The organism is Christiangramia sediminicola, assembly GCF_031344135.1.
Lineage (GTDB): Bacteria > Bacteroidota > Bacteroidia > Flavobacteriales > Flavobacteriaceae > Christiangramia > Christiangramia sediminicola.
Genome location: NZ_JAVJIU010000004.1, coordinates 358,166 through 378,165, shown reverse-complemented (window position 1 = coordinate 378,165; position 20,000 = coordinate 358,166). Strand labels below are relative to the sequence as shown.

The following is a 20,000-nucleotide window of genomic DNA, read 5'->3' as shown; positions in this document are numbered from 1 at the left end:
AATTCTTTATTCTAATACAGAATAGTCACCAATGCTAATTTGGGTGAAATCTCCATCAAATCTAGCATGGTTACCAATCATGGCATTATCAAGTTTTGCATTTTTCACATCTGCAAAAGTCTGGATAAGGCTATTTTTAATCGTTGAATTTTCAATCTTAGTTCCGTCACCAATTGAAACATTCGGACCAATTTTCGCATTGATCAATTCCACGTTCTCACCAATGTAACAAGGTTCTGTAATTTCAGAATCTTTGATCTTAACTGAATCTGAGATTAGCTTCTCACCGTCCTGGTGAAGAAAATTCAGCATTCTTCCATTAGTTTCTACAGTAACATTCTTATTACCGCAGTCCATCCATTCATCAACCTTTCCAGGAACAAATCTTAGACCGTTCTTACGCATGGCTTCAATCCCATCATTGATCTGGTATTCCCCACCACGGGTTAACTTTGCATCAAGAACGTTCTGAAGTTCATTCTTCAACACTTCAACATCTTTGAAGTAATAGATACCGATAACTGCTAGATCTGAAACAAATTCTTCTGGCTTTTCAACAAGATCTGTAATCTCGTTATTCTGGTTCAATTTAATTACTCCATAAGCCGAAGGGTTCTCCACTTTCTTCACCCACATCACAGCATCTGCCGATTTATCAAGATTGAAATCTGCCTTGAAAAGGGTATCAGCATACGCAACTACCGCAGGACCTGTAAGTGATTCCTTGGCACACATGATCGCATGACCGGTTCCAAGAGGTTTATCCTGATAATAGATCGTTCCTTTAGCCCCAAGACTGTTTGCGATCTTCATCAGGTCTTGCTCTACCTTTTCTCCAAAATCTTCACCTATGATAAATGCAACTTCATCAATCTTTTCATCAAGAACCTTTGCAATATCTTCCACCAAACGATGTACGATTGGTTTCCCCGCTATAGGAATTAACGGTTTTGGCACAGTTAAAGTATGTGGACGAAGTCGTGAACCACGACCTGCCATTGGTACAATAATTTTCATTTTTACTTTTTAAATTAATTCTTATTTGTGTCCTGTACTTCCAAATCCTCCGGCTCCACGTGAAGTTTCACCAAGGATATCTACTTCGTTCCAGGAAATATGTTCATGTTTCGCAATGACCATTTGAGCGATTCGCTCTCCATTGTTCACTACAAATTCTTCATTAGACAAATTTACAAGTATCACCCCTATTTCTCCCCGATAATCAGCATCAATTGTGCCGGGAGCATTAAGTACTGTGATTCCTTTTTTAGCTGCTAAACCACTACGAGGTCTTACCTGAGCTTCAAAACCCAGAGGTAACTCCATGAAAAGACCTGTTTTAATTATAGCTCTTTCCAACGGCTTTAGGGTTATAGGCTCTTCAATATTTGCTCGAAGATCCATCCCTGCAGAAAAATCTGTTTCGTAATGCGGCAATTTATGGGCCGACTTGTTTATAATTTTAATCTCCATTATTTAAGATTGTATGATTTTGAGAATTTGTTCTTTTTCTGAAAAATAAACTATTCCGATAAAAAGTAATAGTAACGGTATTCCCACAAAATAATTTCCGGGAAAAACATAAAACGAAAGCGCTGAAATGATCACCGAGAGCATTAAATATCCACCAATCCGCTTGATATCGTAAGGTACAGGATAGTACTTTTTTCCGAGGAAATAAGAAACGAGCATCATGCTGCCGTAAGCCACTAGAGTTGCCCACGCGGCCGCTATAAAACCCAATACAGGAATTAGCACCATATTTAAAGCAATAGTTATAATGGCTCCAAGAATTGAAATATACATTCCTGTGCGCGTTCTATCAGTAAGTTTATACCAGACTGAAAGGTTATGATATATTCCAAGAAACAGGTTCGCTAACAAGATAATAGGAACGATACTGATGGCCATCCAATATTCCGGATCTCTAATTACAAGACTCTTGAAAAAATCTATAAAGCAAACCAGAACCAGGAAAATAAGGCTGCCGGAAATAACGAAATACTTAAGAATATCGGCATAGGTTTCCCGAGCATTCTCCTTTTCTGCATGGTTAAAGAAAAATGGTTCTGCTCCCATCTTGAATGCCTGCACAAAAATGGTCATGAAAACCGCCAGTTTATAGCATCCTGAATATGCTCCCATGATCTCGTCTGAGATCATATCCTTAATTAATAACTTATCCAGGTTTTCATTAATGACAAATGCGATACCGGCAACCATTATGGGCCAGCCATACTTCCACATCTGTTTAAAAATGCCAAAATCGAAACTGATCTTCGTTTTAAAAAAATAGGGCAGTAATAGTAAAAATGTGACTGCACTGGCCGCCAAGTTGGCGATGAATATATATCCAACAATATCCTTAGGCCCGTAATTATCTAAAATTAGCTGTGGTGCGAATTGCGGATAGTCTCTCACAAACCAGAGAAAATACAGATTTAGAAGAACTACAATAAGAATATTGATCACCTTGATCCCGGCAAATTTAATTGGTCTTCCGGTTGCTCTTAAATAAGCAAATGGAACAACAACCAAAGTGTCCAGAACTATAACACTGAAAAGTAACTGGAAATAAAACGGATCCAGATCCAACAAAGCGATTAATTGATCCTGGAAAAGGAAAACACCAACCGCGAATAAAATAGTGCTTACTGTAAGAGCTATGAACGCAGTAGAAAACACATTAGATTTTTCCTTCGCCTTGCTAAAGAATCTGAAAAAAGAGGTTTCCATTCCGTATGTAAGCAGAACATTAAAAAATGCTGCCCATACATAAAATACAGTATTCACTGAATATTCTTCTGCAGGTAAGATATCTGTATGCAACGGCACCAGAACAAAATTCATCAGTCTGGGAAATACCGTTGCAAAACCGTAAATAAGAGTGTCTTGAAAAAATCTTTTTAAAGTACTCAACAGGAGCAGGTTGGTTTATTACAAATATCTGAATAAATCAGGATTATAAAAGCTTTCGCTTTATTCCTTTTCCACAATTCCTGTTAGCTTGTAGTATCTCATCTTATCATTTTGAGTGAAAACAAGAATGGCTTCATCTTCATCTATAGAAAACGGGCTTTCCTCTGGTAATTGTGGTGGTTTGTTTCCATATTCCTTTTTAGGATCTTCATCCATTACCATATCACCGCTTCCCATGCGGAAATTTGCCACATAAAGATTCGGCTTTTCTTCACTTTTTTTAAGAGGAGATTTCATTCCGTGAAAATACACAGCATCCATAGTGATTCTCTCATCCTGAATTACAGCTACCGGAATATTCAATTGAATTCCATCTGAATTATAGGTATAAAAGACTTCATTGAACTGCGCAGGCGCCCGTTCCTGAAGATCTTTATTGCTTCCGCAAGAAGCAAAAACGGTTAATATAAATATTCCCGCCATTAAGTGTATTACATTTTTCATATCGTCTGTTTTTTAGATTTGAAGTTATAAAAACAAAACCCATACCAAATAAAAAAGCCCTCTAAAAAGAAGGCTTTTTTGTTCGTTGTTCTGAATTTACTTCAGACTTACTTTTATCCGTTAAGAGCTTCTGCACCTCCAACAATCTCAAGGATCTCATTGGTAATCGAAGCCTGTCTAGCTTTGTTGTATGATAATTTAAGATCATCTCTAAGCTCCTTAGCGTTGTCTGTAGCCTTATGCATCGCAGTCATACGCGCACCATGCTCTGCCGCAAAAGAGTCTCTTAGCGCTTTAAATAGCTGCATTTTAAGAGATTTAGGGATTAGATCTTTAACGATCTCAAGTTTTGAAGGTTCAAAAATGTAATCCAGTTGCTTATTATCTTCGCTTTCAAATTTTTGAATAGGAAGTAATTGCTCATCCATTACATATTGAGTAGCCGCGTTCTTGAACTGGTTGTATACAACTTCAATTTTGTCATATTTTCCGTCAAGGAACAATTGCATTAACTCTTCTGCAATTTCAGATACATTTTCAAAGCTAAGATCATCGAAGATCGCGTTATCGTTCTTGTAAACATTAAAGCTCTTCTTAAGAATATCATTTCCCTTTTTTCCAAGAGTTAAAAGATCTACATCTTTTCCCTGATATTCTTCCTGAATCTTAGTTTTTACCTTCTTGATGATGTTGGTGTTAAAAGCCCCGGCCAAACCTTTGTTAGAGGAAATAGCAACGATAAGAACTTTATTCACCTCACGCTCTTCAGCAAATTTGCTCCCAGAGTCATCATCCAGAGTAGCACTTAAATCCTGTAGCAACTGAGTCAGCTTTTCGGAATAAGGTCTCATAGATGTAATTGCATCCTGAGCCTTGCTCAATTTTGCAGCCGACACCATTTTCATGGCGCTGGTGATCTGCATCGTTGAGGAAACCGAAGTGATCCTGCTACGTAATTCTTTTAAGTTTGCCATTTGTTATAATTATAAATTCAAAATCTAGTAATCCTGAATTTTAAATTTAGTTCTTGTATTTAGACGAAAGTTCTTTAGCAGCCTGAGTTAATGTATCAATTACTTCATCAGTTAATTTTCCTGCTTTAAGAGTATCTAGCGTATCTCTGTGCTTAGCATCAAGATATTCTATATAATCTCTTTCAAACTCTCTTACCTTCTCTACAGGCACATCTCTCAATAAGTTTTTAGAACCTGCGTAAATGATCGCGATCTGGTTTTCTACCGGGTAAGGATCGTTTTGTCCCTGTTTAAGGATTTCCACGTTACGCTTACCTTTTGAGATCACGTTCATTGTAGCTGCATCAAGGTCAGATCCAAACTTCGCAAACGCTTCAAGTTCGCGATACTGAGCCTGGTCAAGTTTTAATGTACCAGCAACTTTCTTCATAGACTTGATCTGAGCCGAACCACCCACACGAGATACAGAGATACCCACATCAATCGCTGGACGAACACCAGAGTTAAATAAATCTGAAGTTAAGAAGATCTGACCATCGGTAATCGAAATTACGTTGGTTGGAATATAAGCTGAAACGTCACCGGCCTGAGTTTCGATAATTGGAAGAGCGGTAAGTGACCCGCCACCTTTTACCTTGTCCTTAAGAACATCAGGAAGGTCGTTCATTTGCTTTGCAATCGTATCATCAGCAATTACCTTAGCCGAACGCTCAAGAAGTCTTGAGTGAAGGAAGAACACATCCCCAGGATATGCTTCACGTCCCGGTGGACGACGAAGTAAAAGGGACACCTCACGATATGCAACCGCCTGCTTAGAAAGATCATCATAAACAATCAATGCAGGACGACCTGTATCTCTAAAGTACTCACCAATCGCTGCACCTGCGAAAGGAGCATAAACCTGCATTGGAGCAGGATCTGATGCGTTTGCCGCAACAATAGTGGTGTAAGCTAAAGCACCTTTATCTTCTAATGTTTTAGCGATAGCTGCAACCGTAGAAGCTTTCTGACCAATAGCTACATATATACAATATACTGGCTCACCAGCATCGTAAAATTCTTTCTGGTTAAGAATGGTATCGATACAAACAGTGGTTTTACCTGTTTGACGGTCACCAATCACCAACTCACGCTGACCTCTTCCTACCGGTACCATCGCATCGATAGATTTAATACCAGTTTGAAGTGGCTCAGTTACCGGCTGACGATAGATAACTCCAGGAGCTTTACGCTCTAGTGGCATTTCAAAAGTCTCACCTTCAATTGCACCTTTACCATCAATTGGAGCTCCAAGTGTATCAACCACACGGCCAACAATACCTTCACCAACATTGATAGAAGCGATTCGCTGAGTTCTTTTTACAGTAGAACCTTCTTTGATCTCTTTTGCAGGACCTAAAAGTACTACCCCAATATTGTCTTCTTCAAGGTTAAGAACGATCCCTTCCAGACCGCTTTCAAACTGAACCAATTCTCCGTACTGAGCATTAGCCAATCCGTAAACGTTAGCAATACCGTCACCTACGGTTAGAACGGTACCTACTTCGTCTAGAGAGGCCTTGGATTCAAAACCTGATAATTGTTGTTTTAATATTGCTGATACTTCAGCAGGATTTACTTCTGCCATAATTATTCAAGATAAAATGGAACGCTAATGCGTACCGGTTTTAATTAAATTTTTGAAACGTATGTGTTGTCTTTTAATTCTCTTTTTAGTCTTGTAAGATTTCTTGAAACACTTGCATCATACTGCAAATCTCCCACTCTTAAAACAAAACCACCGATGATGCTATCATCTACGATGCTTTTAAGACTGGCTTCTGAACCTGTTAATTCTTTCACCTTGGCAAGAATTACAGTTTCAAGTTCTTTATCTAGAGGTACCGCAGTTGTAACAACAGCCTGCCGTACATTGTTCATTTCATTAAATAAAATGATATACTGTCTTGCAACAATATGTAGAATCGAAATTCTTCCATTCTCCAACAGAATATCAATTGCACCTTTGGTAACTGCATCAAGATCCTTGAAAATTTCAAGTAAAGCGCTTTTCTTGATACTATCTTTTACTACAGGACTGGTAAGCATATTTTCAAGATCCCTGCTGTTTAATACAGTTCTTGAGATAGAGATCATATCCTTATTTACAGCTTCCGCCGAATTCTTATCCTTTGCTAAAGAAAGGATCGCCTTTGCGTAACGTTGTGCGGCTCTGGTTCCTCTCATAACTTAGTTTAGCTTAGCATCACCAATCATCTTTTCGATCATCTGGTGTTGTTCATTTTTGTCTGAAAGCTCTTTGCGAACGATCTTTTCAGCGATTTCTACTGAAAGTTCCGCAACTTGATTTTTCAATTCAGCCATTGCAGATTGCTTTTCAAGCTCAATGCTTCTTTTAGCGTCTGCAACGATCTTATCAGCTTTTACTTTAGCTTCTTCAGAAGCATCGGTAATCACTTTTTCTTTTAACTCACGGGCTTCTTTAAGAATTGCATCTCTTTCTGCACGAGCTTCTTTCATCAGTTGCTCATTATCAGATTTTAGATTCTGCATTTCCTTACGTGCATTTTCAGCTGAAGCCAACGCATCGTTTATAGACTGTTCCCTGTTTCTTACTGAATTAAGAATAGGTTTCCAGGCGAATTTCGCCATAAGGAAAAGCAATACTAAAAACACGATGGTTTGCCAGAAGAACAAGCCAATTTCGGGAGTTATTAAATCCATAGTTTTAAAAAATAATAGTTAGAAACATCATTTAAAGAAGTCCTTTCGCAACCAACCGTTGCGAAAGGGACTCTTTGAAATTAATTATCTTAATACACCTAATAAAGAGGCAACTACTCCAAAAAGAGCAACACCTTCTACAAGTGCAGCAGCGATAATCATAGCTGTCTGGATTTTTCCAGAAGCTTCTGGCTGACGTGCGATAGCATCCATGGCAGAACCACCGATTTTACCAACACCTACTCCGGCTCCAAGAACCGCTAGTCCAGCTCCTAAAGCTGCAAGACCTACATACAATAATTCCATAGTTGAAAAAATTAAAAATTAAAATTAATGATGTTCATGTTCCTCAACTGCCATCCCGATAAACAGGGCAGACAGAATCGTAAAAATAAACGCTTGAAGGAATGCTACTAACAATTCCAATACTGTTATAAATAAGGCAAACGGAACCGAAACTCCGGCAATACCTGCATTTTCTAAAATAAAGATCAACCCGATCAAACTCAGGATGATGATGTGACCCGCAGTGATGTTCGCAAATAAACGAATCATAAGTGCTGCCGGCTTAATAAGCAATCCAAGTCCTTCCACAACTGCAAGGATTGGTTTTACCCATGTAGGAATTCCTGGCATCCAGAAGGTATGCTTATAGAAATCCTTATTTCCGTTAAAGATCATGATCAACATTGTGAAAAGACCTAAGGAAACTGTGACCGCGATATTCCCAGTTACGTTTGCCGCACCAGGTAAAAGACCCATTAAGTTCGTGATCCAGATAAAGAAGAACACGGTTAATAGGAATGGCATAAATTTCATATACTTTTTCTCCCCGATTTGAGGAATCGCAATATCATCTCTTACGAAAAGCACTAAAGTCTCAAGTACATTATTGAAACCTTTCGGAGCATGTTCGTTCTTCTTGTGGTGTCTAGCTAAACCAACTGAAAAGAAAAGGATCATAAGAATCACAGTAAGAAACATTGCTGCAACGTTTTTTGTGATAGAAAGATCCCATGGTTTAGATGCGTTTACTGGATGATGCTCAGCATCAAATTCAACAGCATCTGCACCTGCATCCAATTTGTAAATATCTTCGTGTAAATTAACAAAGCGCATTCCATCTTTTTCCACTACATGATGCCCTTCAGTATCATGATGAAATTCGCTAGACATGAAAGTTACCAGCCCACCATCTGTATAAAGGATCACCGGCAACGGAAGTGTAACTGAACCATCCCCTTCTCCAAAGAAATGCCAACCGTGAGAATCACCAATATGATGCATGATCATCTCGGTTGCGTTAAACTTTTCTTCAGCTTCCTGAAGTGACGTTTCCTCCTTCTCATGTTCCTGAGCAAAAGAAAATAATGGGGAAATAGTAAATGCTATCGCAAAGTACAAGCTAATCACTAAAGATTTCCGTGCTGTCATAGTACCTGTTCTACTTAAAATTATGGGCTCTAAATTTCCGTGCAAAGGTATACTTTTAATTTTTATCTGAAAGCCCGCCGTATATTTTTTTAGGTGTTTCGGCAATTTTAACGATTTTACTGAAAGACAGCTCGTTATTTAATATTTATGAGCTTTACAGCATAAATAGTTTCGAAAATCAGATATAAAAAATATGGGATAAAAAATGCAACCAGATCCAGAAATGGATTGGGAACATCGTTAAGCATCATAGGCAAAAGGAAGAGCACTGCTGCAAGCATCTTCAGAAGACTGCAGGCCATAAAAGCAAAACCAGTTTTATCACTAAAAGATCTGTTCACAAAAACCAGAGATAAATAAATTAGAAAGGTTGCCAGGATATGAAACGAATAGATCGCGATCGTTGAATAGTAAAATTCAATCTCCAGTAAATAATTGACCACGGTAAATTGAATGATAAGAAGTAAGATCGAAAACGGGATAAAAGTTTTAAGGAAAGGAATTAGTTTGTCTTGCATTTATTCGTCTTCATTCAGATTTTTAACCGACCTATATACCTGGTAAAGAGCTATAAAAACTCCCAGTAAAGAAAGTGAAATGGTATAAGCCGAGTATTTATTTGGAAATTTGCCGTCCAGCCAGATTCCTAGAAAAACTCCAACTGCGATAATAATGCCCATTTGAAAAGCAATATTTACGAAGCCAAGGTATTTGTTACGCTGATCTTTTTTCATTTTCTTTTGGTAGCGGCTTAACTCCTCCACTCATTTCGCAGGTTGCGTTGAAAACAGCGCCTGGTTCTACCGCAAGTTTACCGGCTACAACTTCACCTTCAATATTTGCAGGACTTCTAAGGCTCAAAGTTCCTTTTACGAACAGTTTACCTTTAAAATTTCCTTCGATATCTGCATTTTCACATTCCAGAGTACCATTGATCAAACCTCCATTACTAATTACCACTTTGCCCGGGGTCTTTAAACTTCCCTCAAGAGTACCTTCTATTCGAAAGCATCCTTTTCCGGAAATTTCGCCGGTAATAAGGGTGCCGGCAGCAATTCTATTTTGTTCGTTTTGATTTGATGTAGGTTTGGTCTTTTTGGTCTCAGAAAACATATGTAGCAGGGTTTAATAGTTGTCCATGTAATTTCTTAAATTTTTCTTAATTTGTACAATTCTATAATTTTCTGCGGACATTACAAAAGCTTCCCCTGCAATTTTATATTTTTTATTTTCTCGTAATAATTCCTGATAACCCAAAGCCTTGGATTTACTGGTTAATCCATGAACTACAATAAAACTTCGGTCAATATCATAAATGTCGACTGAAACATTTAAGTCATTGTAGTCTAATTCTGATAGAGATTTTTTAATAGTTTTAACGATTTCCTCATTTTTCTCTACCTCATCATTACTTATGGGATAGATCAATTTGTAATTATTCTGAAGACTATCTTTTACAAATTCTAATGTCTTTAAGTCAGGGATCGTTCTATTGATGATATCCTGCGCACTCTGACCTTCTTTGGTTTGAGGATAAGTAACCGCAACATAGTTTAGTGCCTGCTCATAAGCATCTACTCCCATTAATCTTGCCGTAGCCCTGGCTTTCAGCAATTCAAATTTTGGAACCATAGGATCTCCTGTAAACTGCTGCACATACTCATTAGATTTACTGATCACTTCCTCAAATTCCTGAGCCTCATATTGACGGAACAAATTATTGTAAAGCACTTCAGGACTATTTTCATCCCTTTGTATGCTTTCAGGATTATTGATAAAAGCAGCATACCTGGAATCAGCATAATTCTGAAGAATATCATTCCTCATTCGTTGTTGCTCATCCAATCTATTCTGAGCACCGTAAATTTTATACAGGTTATATTTCGCCGGTAAAATTAAACGTTGCTGGGGATCGTTACCTAGCAAGAATTCCAGTCTTTTTGCTGCCAAATCATATTCAGCATAATTCTCATTATAAATAACCCCCAACTGGTAATAAGCCAGATTCTGCTGTGTGGCCAGACTATCTAATACCAACTGTTCTGTTGGAATCTGGTTTATATAGGTCATAGGGTCGTAAAGAGGATCGTTATCCAGATTGATGTCCATCAACCTTTCCTGGGCATTCGTGGAGCTTTGATTCAATGCTGTCGAACCCCATCTCCAATTATCAGCCAGTTCCCTGCTTCCCCAAACTCTTAAGAATTCCTGAGCTCCTTTTGAAACTCTTAATAGATTGTAAAAGTAAAAGGTATTGCCAGAATTATTAGGCCCGGCAGGAGGCACATTGGCAGACGGAAAATTATTCGAGGCGCCAATACTTGCAGTATAAACCGGCAACTCGCCAGCTTCAATATTCTTTAGAGCCTTTTCTTTTAGTGCATCTGTATATTCTGTAAAATAAGTGATCCTGTCATCTTCTGAAAGAGCCGTTAACCTTAAGATGCTATCAGTTTCTTCAGCGATCTGTTCGTACTTGATCACATCATCAAGATTAGTTCTTTTCTTTTTGATGGTTCTGTATTCCAGAAGATCTGGTGACATATAGGTAAGTGTACTATCGAAGTATTTTCCAGCATTTTGATATTCGGCACGGTCAAAATTGATGTTCGCCAAGATTTCGTAATTAATAGACTTCAGATAAATATCACTCGATGGCGCCCTAAGAGATTTGTTATAATATTCCAGGGCAGTTTCTGTAGAATCAATTCTGGAATAATATTCTCCAAGCTGAAAATAGATCTTATCAAGATAGGGCCTATTCTCTCTATCTTCTTCCAATTCGGTTAAAAGATCAAGTAAATATTGATTGTTTCCAGAGTTGAAATCAAAATTTCTCGCTTTCTGGACCTGTGCGTTTACGTAGTAGATTCGCGGCGATTTTCTATGCAGCTCTATCACCCTGTCAAAAGCTGCATTCGCTGTGGCAGTTTCTCCCAGTCTGTTATGAAGCTGACCAAGAATATAGTAATATCTACCTTCTTCCGCTTTTACATCGGTAAATTCTGCTGCATTATTTAAAGGTGAAACAGCGCTGTCTTCATATTTTAGATTGATATAAGCCTGTGCTAAACTTGCATTAGCATCGGCAATATCCTGATCTTCCAGTCGATCTGAATCCAAAATCTTCTTTAGATTTTTTATCGCCAGCTTTTCATTCCCGATCCTAATATTCGTTTTTTCACGCCAGATCCTGGCATTATTGATATTATCACTCGCCGGATAACGATAAAGGATATAATTGAACGCATCTAGAGCGGGAATAAATCTCTGGTCAAAATATCTTGCTTTCCCCAGAAGTAGGTAAGCCTCATCCATTTGGGGATTTCTTTCCTTACCGCTTATCTGCATGGAATGTTTTTGAATAGCTTTTACCGCCTTCTCTTCTGCCCTTCCAAAATTCTGGTTACGAACACTATCTGGAAGCAGGATCTTTTCATCCACATTCATTCTTTCAACAGGCAGAATGTCCCAGTAATTATCGGTATAGTTCTGATTGATCTCTTCACGTCCCTGTTCAAGAGCGATCTCTCCGTTATACAAGGTATTGTATTCAGCAGTTACCGCGTGATAATTCCTGTTAATGAAAGTGTCCTTCTTCCTGGAGCAGCTGAAAATGGCCACAGAAAGTATTAGAAAAAGTGTAATTCGAGTAAACGTATTCAAAATGAACCAATTGTGGGTATCATGAATAACTTTGATACAACTAGTTTAGTATGTAAAAGTAAACTTCTTTTTCTAAAGTCCAATAAGAGTCTGCCTAGCCTTCGGCAATTTCACGTGAAAAATATTCTTTAAGTTCGTTGAGCGTAGCTTCTGAAGTTTCCATATCACGAACAATCACTCCGCGATCCAGCACGACGATTCGCTCGCAAACCTCAGTAACATGGATAAGGTCATGACTTGAAATCAAAACCGTTGTACCACTTATATTAGAAAGTTCTTTCAGCAACTTTTTTAACCTTATCTGCGTTGTTGGATCGAGGTTGGCAAAAGGTTCATCAAGAATCACCACTTCCGGGTCTCCGATAAGGGCTGCTACAATTCCAACTTTCTTCTGGTTTCCCTTAGACAGATCGCGCAGGTATTTTTTTCTGCCTATGATCTCTCCGTTGAAGAAATCTTCAAATTGACTCAGAAATGAATCTATATCAGCTTTATTTCTATTACGAAGGTCGCCTATAAAGTAGAAGTATTCTTCTGGCGTAAGATAACCGATAAGGAAACTTTCATCTATAAAAGACGAAGTAAAAGGTTTCCATTCTTCACTCTGACTTACCGTGATCTCATTATTGAAAATATTCCCGGTTGTTGGCTGAATGAGGTCTAGAAGTAAACTAAAAAAGGTCGTTTTCCCTGCTCCGTTATTCCCAACAAGACCAAAATTCTGTCCCGATGGGATATCAAGATGCTCAATATCCAGTACTTTATTTCCGCTATATACTTTTGAAAGGTTGGTTGCTGTAATCATGGTAATTTTTTTAGTCTCCTTTTTGTTTGAATCCTTCAATGGTTACGTACTTTCTTTTTCGATATTGCTGAACAAGAAATGTAAGTATGGTTGATCTCAATATTAATCCTATGAGTCCTAAGCCTGCTATTAATGCGATGGCAGATTCATAATTGACAAATTTGTTCATTAGCCAGAAAAAGAATATTGGCAGTGTTAATAATGGTAAACTCACCAACCACTGACTAGCTCCGGTCCCCTGATAATTCATAAACGGACTTTTATCCAGATCTATGGCCTTTTTGTTGAAGGAACCTGCAAATAACAACATTGGAACATTTACGCCAATGTTATAGATCGCACAGGCAATATTGAGCAGTAAAATATTCCATCCAAAATAAATATAAGGCGTGGTTAGTATCGCTAAAACCCCTATACTAAAAGTAATGAGCATCATTTTTGACGCCAGGTATTGCCTTAAAGGTATATTCTGAGCCATGATCATAGGGTAGTATAACGCATCCCAGGAAGGAACAAACTGCCCGAAATTTATCATGAAAATACCCGTCATAAAGATTCCCACAAAAACAAAAAATGCCGGCATATCCTGGTAGGCATCGTTTGGGTAAAATATCATTCCGTAGCCTAAGATGATAAGTGAAAGATAGATAGTGGTCTTTGGTCTTTTATTTCTCCAGATAAGTTTAAGGTCCTGCTGAAGAAAAGGGGCAATACTTCCAAATCTTTTGGTCCAGCCGAATTCCTTCGTATTTACCGTTTTGGTTTTGCCTTTGAGTCCGGCGTCCAGATAAAATTTCCCTGAAAGATTTTTAAAGTTCCATAAATAAAGCAAAAGCAGTATTACAACTGGAGCTATTGCAAGAAATGGATGATTATACAAGTAATTGAAAACCTTGCCTACATAATCTGTAATCTGAAAAATATCCAGGTAATCTAAAAGAGCTAGAACAAGTCCAACAATTATTACCGGAATTAGAGCTTTCAGGTTTTCAGTAAAACGTTTTTTTATGATGAAGTTGAGATAATTGACACACAGGATCGTGGCATATATTGCGATCATCCATCCAATCATGTTACCCACGGGATAGTCTTCCTTTAGAATACAAAATAGTCCGAAAGGCACTAGTAATAGAAGAGGGAGAAAATTGTAAAAAGAGAAAAGTGACTTGACAAGAACAAAGTTCACAACCTTGGTTTTCTTAATAGGAATCACCATTAAAGGTTTGATATCTACTACCGGTAAGGTTTGCAATAAAAACCTGAAAAGGAGCTCGAACATCAGATAAACCAGGAAAAAGCTGTTCACTACTTTTAAAGGGTTTTTATCTGGATAAATCTCTTTTAACATCGGAAACATAGCTATTCCCAGGAAAAAGAACATCGCTGAAAAATATAAAGCCAAAAAAGCCATCAGGATTTTTAAACCTAAACTTTTTCCAAGACTGGCAGATCTTAGAAAGGATTTCCACTCCAGCCAGATAAATTTATTGAACATAAAAAACGCTATTTATTCCATTGGTATGGAAATTTAAACTTTTGTTACATTTCTAAAACAACCATACTTTGTATTTTTGCGCACAAATAAAAAATAATGAGTCAGTTCTATCCGCTAAAAATAAAGGAAATAATTCGCGAAACATCACAAGCGGTAAGTTTATCTTTTGAGATCCCTGCAAACCTGAAAGAGGTATTCAACTTTTCTTCAGGACAGTATATTACTATTAAAACCGAGATTGATGGTGAAGAATTAAGACGGGCATATTCTCTTTGTAGCGCTCCTAATTCTGAAGATTTCAAAGTAACGGTTAAGGAGGTTGAAGGCGGAAAATTTTCAGTAATCGCCAATAATAAATTAAAAGCTGGAGATGTTCTAGAGGTTCATCCACCAGAAGGAAAATTCACTTTTACACCTGGAGACAACCCAGGAAACTATGCTGCCTTTGCCGCAGGAAGTGGAATTACCCCTATCCTTTCTATCGTGAAATCTGTTCTTCGTGATGAACCTAATAGCAAGTTCGTGCTTACTTATGGTAACAAGACAGTAGACGACACTATTTTCTTTAAGGAACTGTTAGAATTACAATCTAAATTCCCGGACAGACTTTTTGTAGAGTTTATCTATAGTCGAACTCGCGAAGAGAATTCACATTTTGGAAGAATCGAAACCAGCACGGTTAACTATATCGTGAAAAATAAGTTCAAGGATCATCCATTTGACAGGTTCTATATATGTGGCCCTGAAGAAATGATCAATCACGTTTCTGAAGTTCTGAAAAATAACGGAGTTAGTGAAGATGAGATCTTATTTGAACTTTTTACCACAACTGCGGAAGAAAAGGAAATTGAAGGTAATACTGACGGACTAACGGCTGTTACGATAATGGTTGATGATGAAGAATTTTCATTTTCTATGGACAGAAAAGCTGTAGTTCTCGATGTTGCATTGGAAAATGACATCGACGTTCCATATTCCTGCCAGGGTGGAATTTGCAGTAGCTGTATGGCCAGAATTACTGAAGGTAAAGCCGAAATGAGTAAAAACCAGATCCTAACAGATGAAGAGATCGAAGAAGGTTTTATACTTACATGCCAGGCTCATCCAACCACTCCAACTTTAAAAGTAGATTTTGACGACGTTTAAGTCTTAAAGAATTTCCAGGATTTTTTGAATAACCTTTTCCGGAGGAATACTGCGCATCACATCTTCGTAGCCCTCCGGATATTTATTTCCGTAGACTGAAGTCGGGATCTTAGGATAAAGATCAAGATCTGGCAGAATACAGTTTTCCAACGGCTGATTAAAAGCTTTGAATCCGGTATAAGGATGGGTCACTCCCCAAAGGCTAATTACCGGAACGGCATAGATTGCTGCTAAATGCGCATTTCCACTATCCATAGAAAGCATTAGATCGAGATTCGAAATAAGGCTTAATTCTTCTGTAAACCTCAGCTTGCCAACGATGCTAACCGTGTTTGGATATTTTTCTTCCCAATTTTCCAGTTTTTCCTTTTCTGAATCTCCACCTCCAAAAAGGATGATCTTAATATTCCCTTTCGAAGAAAGATCAGCGATCACCTGTTCCATAAGATCTTCTGGATAACACTTGGACCTGTGCTGAGCAAAAGGAGCTATTCCCAGCCATTTTTGAGATTGTTTTCCAACAACATCATAAACCTTGCTAAGCAATTTTCTCTTTTCAGGAGCTTTGTATTCAGAAAGATCTATAGGAAAGCCTAAATCCTCAAAAACATCGGCATAGCGTTGATGCGAAGATTTAAGTTGTTTGAATGCTTTATTGTTTTCGCGGGTAAGCGCTTTCTTTTCTGATCGGCCTTTGTCAATTTGCTTAAAAGGCATTCCGTAGAAATAGAAAAGTGACCTCAACACGTTGGTTCTCAAAACATCGTGAAGATCTGCCACAGCATCTATTTCCTCATCCCGCAGGTCTGATGCCAATGTTCCCAGCCCCAGAACTCCGCTATGAATTCCATTTAGATCTGCTTCATAAATGGTCACGTTTGGAAGATGACTAAAAAGAGGTCTGAAAAACTGCTTGGTTAGCACCGTGATGTGCAAATGCGGATACTTGTGAACGAGAACGCTCAAAACAGGAACGGTCATGGCGACATCTCCCATGGCAGAAAAACGAATAGCTAGAATATGCTTTATTTTTCCGTTTTTGTTAGCTGAAGATTGCCCTGAGCTGTTCATACTAATTATTTATTTCCGCGAAGTACAGGATTTAGCTCATCATCATTGTACATCTTCATTTGCTTGTAAACCTTCATATATTTTTCACCTTCCGAAATAGCTTCCAGTAACTGATTAATGGCCGTAGAAAGATCTACTCTCTGTTCTAGTAATACGTCTAGTTTAGCTTTACACTTCATCTGGTGTTCCTGTGAAGCATCAGTTCTATCGGCTTCTTCAGCCATATGGTAGATTTTCAGGGCAAGAATAGACAATCTATCTATTGCCCATGCCGGACTTTCAGAATTGATCGTAGCATCTGTATTTGGCTGAACATCTTTGTACTTCTCTAAAAAATAACTGTCGATAAATTCCACCGTATCTGTACGATCCTGGTTTGAAGCATCAATCTGACGTTTTAAAGTAAGCGCGGCAACTGGGTCGATATTCTGATCACGAATAATATCTTCATAATGCCATTGAACGGTATCTATCCAGCATTTTCTATATAGCAAATGTTCCAATAGTTCTTTTTCAGCGTTATAAGGATTTTTAAATTCCTGATCTACACTGTCTTTCTCGTGATATTTCTCGATCACTTCCTGAAAAATACTATTAGCCTTATCTGAAAACATATGTTTTAATTTCTTCTGATTCTTGATTTAAACGACCTCAGAACAAATAAATTCTAAGGGAGTACAAAGATATTATTTTTAAAAAGAGTTTTAGCTGAAACCTATAGCAAACATTAATATCAGGCGAAAAAAGCTACGATAAATGGCATCAGAATCAGGGTGACCAGGATGATCTCTTTGAAGATCTTATCTTTTTTACTGTCGAAGTAGTTTGAAGCGATAATGCTCAATGGCACAAAAAAGAAAATAAGTTCACTACCATTTTTTGTTGGGGAGAATAGTGCAACTGCAGCTGAAACCACTAAACTAAATAAGATCATGCTTAACACCGGTCTTCTAGTAATACTTGCTTTTTGAATGGAAGAAAAATACTGAAATAAGGTCCAGATCAATAAGCCCAGAATGATACTTAACGGAATAAGAAGCTTCAGATCACCGTATTTTGAAAAGTCGAAATTACTTGCCTGGAACCAATTGATTAAAGTGTAAAATTCATCATAAACTACAAGGTGAAAGCAGACGGTTAATGAAACCACCGCAGCAAATGCTACGAACGGAATTAACCAGTTCTTGAAACTTGAGGCAAAATTCAGAATCGCAAAGAAAATGATCAGGAAAAATAATGCCGACCAGAAATGATAAAGAGTTGCGATGCTAATCCAGAAAGTTGCATCGAAAATCTTTTTCTGAACAAATTTGTGAGACCTAAGACTTACGATCCTTCTCATGGCGAATAGCACACAAAGATTTGCTATAATCGCCGATTCATTTTGCAACAAACTGCTAAATGAAATACAGAAAACAGTAAAAAGCAAGGTTTTATAGGCACTCCGCTTTGTTAATTCGTTCTTTTTAGCGATAAAATTAAGAATAAGAACACTAAGAACTAGAAGCAAAAAAACACCTGTTTTTTCAAAAAATTCCAGCCAGTCAAAACCATTTTCCCAATCTGTAAAACTTGCTCCAATATAAAATATCGTAAGCAACAAAATGATCACCGAAAGGTTAATGGGTTTTGATTTACTAAAAAAGCTTGTTAGCATTAGGGTTTTTTATATTTTTGTACTCACAAACAAAGTTTACACAATGAAAGATTTTTTTGAGGGAATAGCGTGGCTTTTTGAAAATATACTTTTCTATCCTCTAGATGCTTTAAGATCACTGGAACTTGATTCCTGGTTTCTTGCAAACATCTTTAACTGGATTTTCATGATCGTTGGTTTCCTGGCTTTCCTATACTGGATGAAGCAATTAAAAACATTCAACGACAGAAATGAAGAGAATAGAGAATCTACTTCTCACTCTTTCCTAGGATAGATCAAAACCTATATCCTTTCTAAAATACATCTTATCAAATTGTAGTTTATCTGCACTTTGATAAGATTTTTTTAGTGCCTTTTCGAAGTCATCCCCAAACGAAGTAAGAGCAATCACCCGGCCTCCATTTGTTACAATCTTATCGTCTTCTTTCCTTGTTCCAGCATGGAAAACGATAGAATCTTGAATTTCGTTTATTCCTGAAATAACTTTTCCTTTTTCATAAGATCCAGGATATCCGCCAGAAACCATCATTACAGTTGTCGCCGTTCTTGGATCAATTTCCAGGCTTGCTTTATCCAGTTCAGAATTCCAGGTCATTTCAAGCAATTCTAACAGGTCTGACTTAATTCTTGGTAGAACAACTTCAGTCTCCGGATCTCCCATCCTTACATTATATTCAATAACATAAGGCTCATTATCTACCTTAATCAATCCTATGAAAATGAATCCTTTGTAATCTATATCCTCTTCAGAAAGGCCATTCACCGTAGGCTTCACGATCCTTTCTTCAATTTTATTCATCAATGTTTCATCCGCAAATGGGACTGGAGATACCGCGCCCATTCCACCAGTATTTAATCCTGTGTCACCTTCACCGATTCTTTTATAATCTTTAGCTGTTGGAAGTATCTTATAGTTCTTCCCATCTGTTAGAACAAAAACGCTCAATTCAATACCATCCAGAAATTCTTCGATAACCACTTTCTGACTGGCTGCTCCAAATTTCCCGGATAGCATATTTTCAAGCTCTTTCTTCGCTTCATCTAGATCGTCAATGATCAAAACTCCCTTTCCGGCTGCAAGTCCGTCGGCTTTCAAAACATAAGGAGGTTGTAAAGTTTCAAGAAATTTTTTCCCTGCGCCAAGACTTTCAAAGCTAAAGCTTTCATAAGCCGCCGTTGGAATATTATGCATCGCCATAAATTCTTTGGCCCTTTCCTTACTTCCTTCCAGCAAAGCGCCTCGGCTTGATGGCCCGATTATCTGAATATTTTTGAGCCTGTCATCTTTAGCAAAGTAATCTACAATTCCCTTTACCAAAGGATCTTCAGGCCCAACAACGATCATCTGAATATCTTTTTCAAGAGCGGTCTTGGCAACCTCTGCAAAATCGATAGGATTTATTGCAAGGTTTTCAGCAATCTCAGAAGTCCCGGCATTACCCGGCGCAACATACAATTTACCGCATTTACTGCTTTGAGCGATCATGTAAGCAAATGTATGCTCTCTCCCTCCGGAGCCAAGGATTAGAATATTCATGTAGTTGTGTTTTAAATATTGCTTCAAAAATAATTGTTTGTAAATTGAAGCACCAATAAATTCGTTAA

Annotated in this window: 22 protein-coding genes; 2 read left to right on the top strand and 20 right to left on the bottom strand. The window is 37.8% G+C overall.

Features of this window, described 5'->3' with window-relative positions:
• Positions 1 to 6 precede the first annotated feature (6 nt).
• The 16 genes from RE431_RS12225 to RE431_RS12150 form a co-directional block, all read right to left on the bottom strand.
• Positions 7 to 1,017, bottom strand: a complete 1,011-nt coding sequence (locus RE431_RS12225) for a sugar nucleotidyltransferase (protein WP_309562268.1) — start codon at positions 1,015 to 1,017, stop codon at positions 7 to 9.
• Positions 1,018 to 1,038: 21 nt separating this feature from the next.
• On the bottom strand, positions 1,039 to 1,473 hold the full coding sequence (dut, locus tag RE431_RS12220) for a dUTP diphosphatase (RefSeq protein WP_309562267.1): 435 nt from the start codon (positions 1,471 to 1,473) through the stop codon (positions 1,039 to 1,041).
• 3 nt (positions 1,474 to 1,476) lie between these two features.
• Positions 1,477 to 2,919 (bottom strand): oligosaccharide flippase family protein, encoded by a 1,443-nt coding sequence (locus tag RE431_RS12215; RefSeq protein WP_309562266.1) that lies wholly within the window; start codon positions 2,917 to 2,919, stop codon positions 1,477 to 1,479.
• Positions 2,920 to 2,979: 60 nt separating this feature from the next.
• On the bottom strand, positions 2,980 to 3,423 hold the full coding sequence (locus RE431_RS12210) for a hypothetical protein (protein ID WP_309562265.1): 444 nt from the start codon (positions 3,421 to 3,423) through the stop codon (positions 2,980 to 2,982).
• A 113-nt stretch (positions 3,424 to 3,536) separates the two neighbouring features.
• A complete protein-coding gene (gene atpG / locus RE431_RS12205; RefSeq protein ID WP_309562264.1) occupies positions 3,537 to 4,397 on the bottom strand; it encodes an ATP synthase F1 subunit gamma in 861 nt (286 codons plus the stop codon).
• Between the two features lie 46 nt (positions 4,398 to 4,443).
• The gene (gene atpA / locus RE431_RS12200) at positions 4,444 to 6,024 is read right to left on the bottom strand and encodes a F0F1 ATP synthase subunit alpha (protein WP_309562263.1); all 1,581 of its coding nucleotides are present in this window, start codon (positions 6,022 to 6,024) and stop codon (positions 4,444 to 4,446) included.
• Positions 6,025 to 6,068: 44 nt separating this feature from the next.
• Entirely contained in the window at positions 6,069 to 6,623 is a 555-nt protein-coding gene (gene atpH / locus RE431_RS12195) for an ATP synthase F1 subunit delta (protein ID WP_309562262.1), read from the bottom strand.
• A 3-nt stretch (positions 6,624 to 6,626) separates the two neighbouring features.
• Positions 6,627 to 7,121, bottom strand: a complete 495-nt coding sequence (locus RE431_RS12190) for a F0F1 ATP synthase subunit B (RefSeq protein ID WP_309562261.1) — start codon at positions 7,119 to 7,121, stop codon at positions 6,627 to 6,629.
• Positions 7,122 to 7,205: 84 nt separating this feature from the next.
• Positions 7,206 to 7,427 (bottom strand): ATP synthase F0 subunit C, encoded by a 222-nt coding sequence (atpE, locus tag RE431_RS12185; RefSeq protein WP_011711113.1) that lies wholly within the window; start codon positions 7,425 to 7,427, stop codon positions 7,206 to 7,208.
• Positions 7,428 to 7,451: 24 nt separating this feature from the next.
• Positions 7,452 to 8,555, bottom strand: coding sequence for a F0F1 ATP synthase subunit A (gene atpB / locus RE431_RS12180; RefSeq protein ID WP_309562260.1), 1,104 nt, complete (start codon positions 8,553 to 8,555; stop codon positions 7,452 to 7,454).
• Positions 8,556 to 8,689: 134 nt separating this feature from the next.
• On the bottom strand, positions 8,690 to 9,073 hold the full coding sequence (locus RE431_RS12175) for a hypothetical protein (protein WP_309562259.1): 384 nt from the start codon (positions 9,071 to 9,073) through the stop codon (positions 8,690 to 8,692).
• On the bottom strand, positions 9,074 to 9,289 hold the full coding sequence (locus tag RE431_RS12170; RefSeq protein WP_309562258.1) for an AtpZ/AtpI family protein: 216 nt from the start codon (positions 9,287 to 9,289) through the stop codon (positions 9,074 to 9,076).
• Positions 9,270 to 9,668 carry a bactofilin family protein gene (locus RE431_RS12165; protein ID WP_309562257.1) on the bottom strand — a complete coding sequence of 133 codons (399 nt, stop codon included), beginning with the start codon at positions 9,666 to 9,668 and terminating at the stop codon, positions 9,270 to 9,272. Before RE431_RS12165 ends, RE431_RS12170 begins: the two co-directional genes overlap by 20 nt.
• 12 nt (positions 9,669 to 9,680) lie before the next feature.
• Positions 9,681 to 12,221, bottom strand: coding sequence for a type IX secretion system periplasmic lipoprotein PorW/SprE (gene porW / locus RE431_RS12160; protein WP_309562256.1), 2,541 nt, complete (start codon positions 12,219 to 12,221; stop codon positions 9,681 to 9,683).
• A 94-nt stretch (positions 12,222 to 12,315) separates the two neighbouring features.
• Positions 12,316 to 13,026: an ABC transporter ATP-binding protein gene (locus RE431_RS12155; RefSeq protein WP_309562255.1), complete on the bottom strand. Its 711-nt coding sequence runs from the start codon at positions 13,024 to 13,026 to the stop codon at positions 12,316 to 12,318.
• Between the two features lie 10 nt (positions 13,027 to 13,036).
• Entirely contained in the window at positions 13,037 to 14,521 is a 1,485-nt protein-coding gene (locus RE431_RS12150) for a DUF5687 family protein (RefSeq protein WP_309562254.1), read from the bottom strand.
• A 96-nt stretch (positions 14,522 to 14,617) separates the two neighbouring features.
• Between RE431_RS12150 and RE431_RS12145 the strand changes: the two genes are divergently transcribed.
• A complete protein-coding gene (locus tag RE431_RS12145; RefSeq protein ID WP_309562253.1) occupies positions 14,618 to 15,667 on the top strand; it encodes a 2Fe-2S iron-sulfur cluster-binding protein in 1,050 nt (349 codons plus the stop codon).
• Between the two features lie 3 nt (positions 15,668 to 15,670).
• Here RE431_RS12145 and RE431_RS12140 read toward each other — a convergent pair whose 3' ends face one another.
• From RE431_RS12140 to RE431_RS12130, 3 genes are all read right to left on the bottom strand, one after another.
• Positions 15,671 to 16,738 carry a glycosyltransferase family 9 protein gene (locus RE431_RS12140; protein WP_309562252.1) on the bottom strand — a complete coding sequence of 356 codons (1,068 nt, stop codon included), beginning with the start codon at positions 16,736 to 16,738 and terminating at the stop codon, positions 15,671 to 15,673.
• Between the two features lie 5 nt (positions 16,739 to 16,743).
• The gene (locus tag RE431_RS12135) at positions 16,744 to 17,352 is read right to left on the bottom strand and encodes a DUF4254 domain-containing protein (protein ID WP_309562251.1); all 609 of its coding nucleotides are present in this window, start codon (positions 17,350 to 17,352) and stop codon (positions 16,744 to 16,746) included.
• Between the two features lie 119 nt (positions 17,353 to 17,471).
• Positions 17,472 to 18,395, bottom strand: a complete 924-nt coding sequence (locus tag RE431_RS12130; RefSeq protein ID WP_309562250.1) for a DUF6427 family protein — start codon at positions 18,393 to 18,395, stop codon at positions 17,472 to 17,474.
• A gap of 43 nt (positions 18,396 to 18,438) precedes the next feature.
• On the opposite strand from RE431_RS12130, the gene RE431_RS12125 reads away from it, so the two are divergent.
• The gene (locus tag RE431_RS12125; RefSeq protein WP_309562249.1) at positions 18,439 to 18,669 is read left to right on the top strand and encodes a DUF6341 family protein; all 231 of its coding nucleotides are present in this window, start codon (positions 18,439 to 18,441) and stop codon (positions 18,667 to 18,669) included.
• On the opposite strand, the gene purD is transcribed toward RE431_RS12125, so the two are convergent.
• Positions 18,661 to 19,932, bottom strand: coding sequence for a phosphoribosylamine--glycine ligase (gene purD / locus RE431_RS12120; protein ID WP_309562248.1), 1,272 nt, complete (start codon positions 19,930 to 19,932; stop codon positions 18,661 to 18,663). The genes RE431_RS12125 and purD overlap by 9 nt on opposite strands.
• Between the last annotated feature and the right edge of the window lie 68 nt (positions 19,933 to 20,000).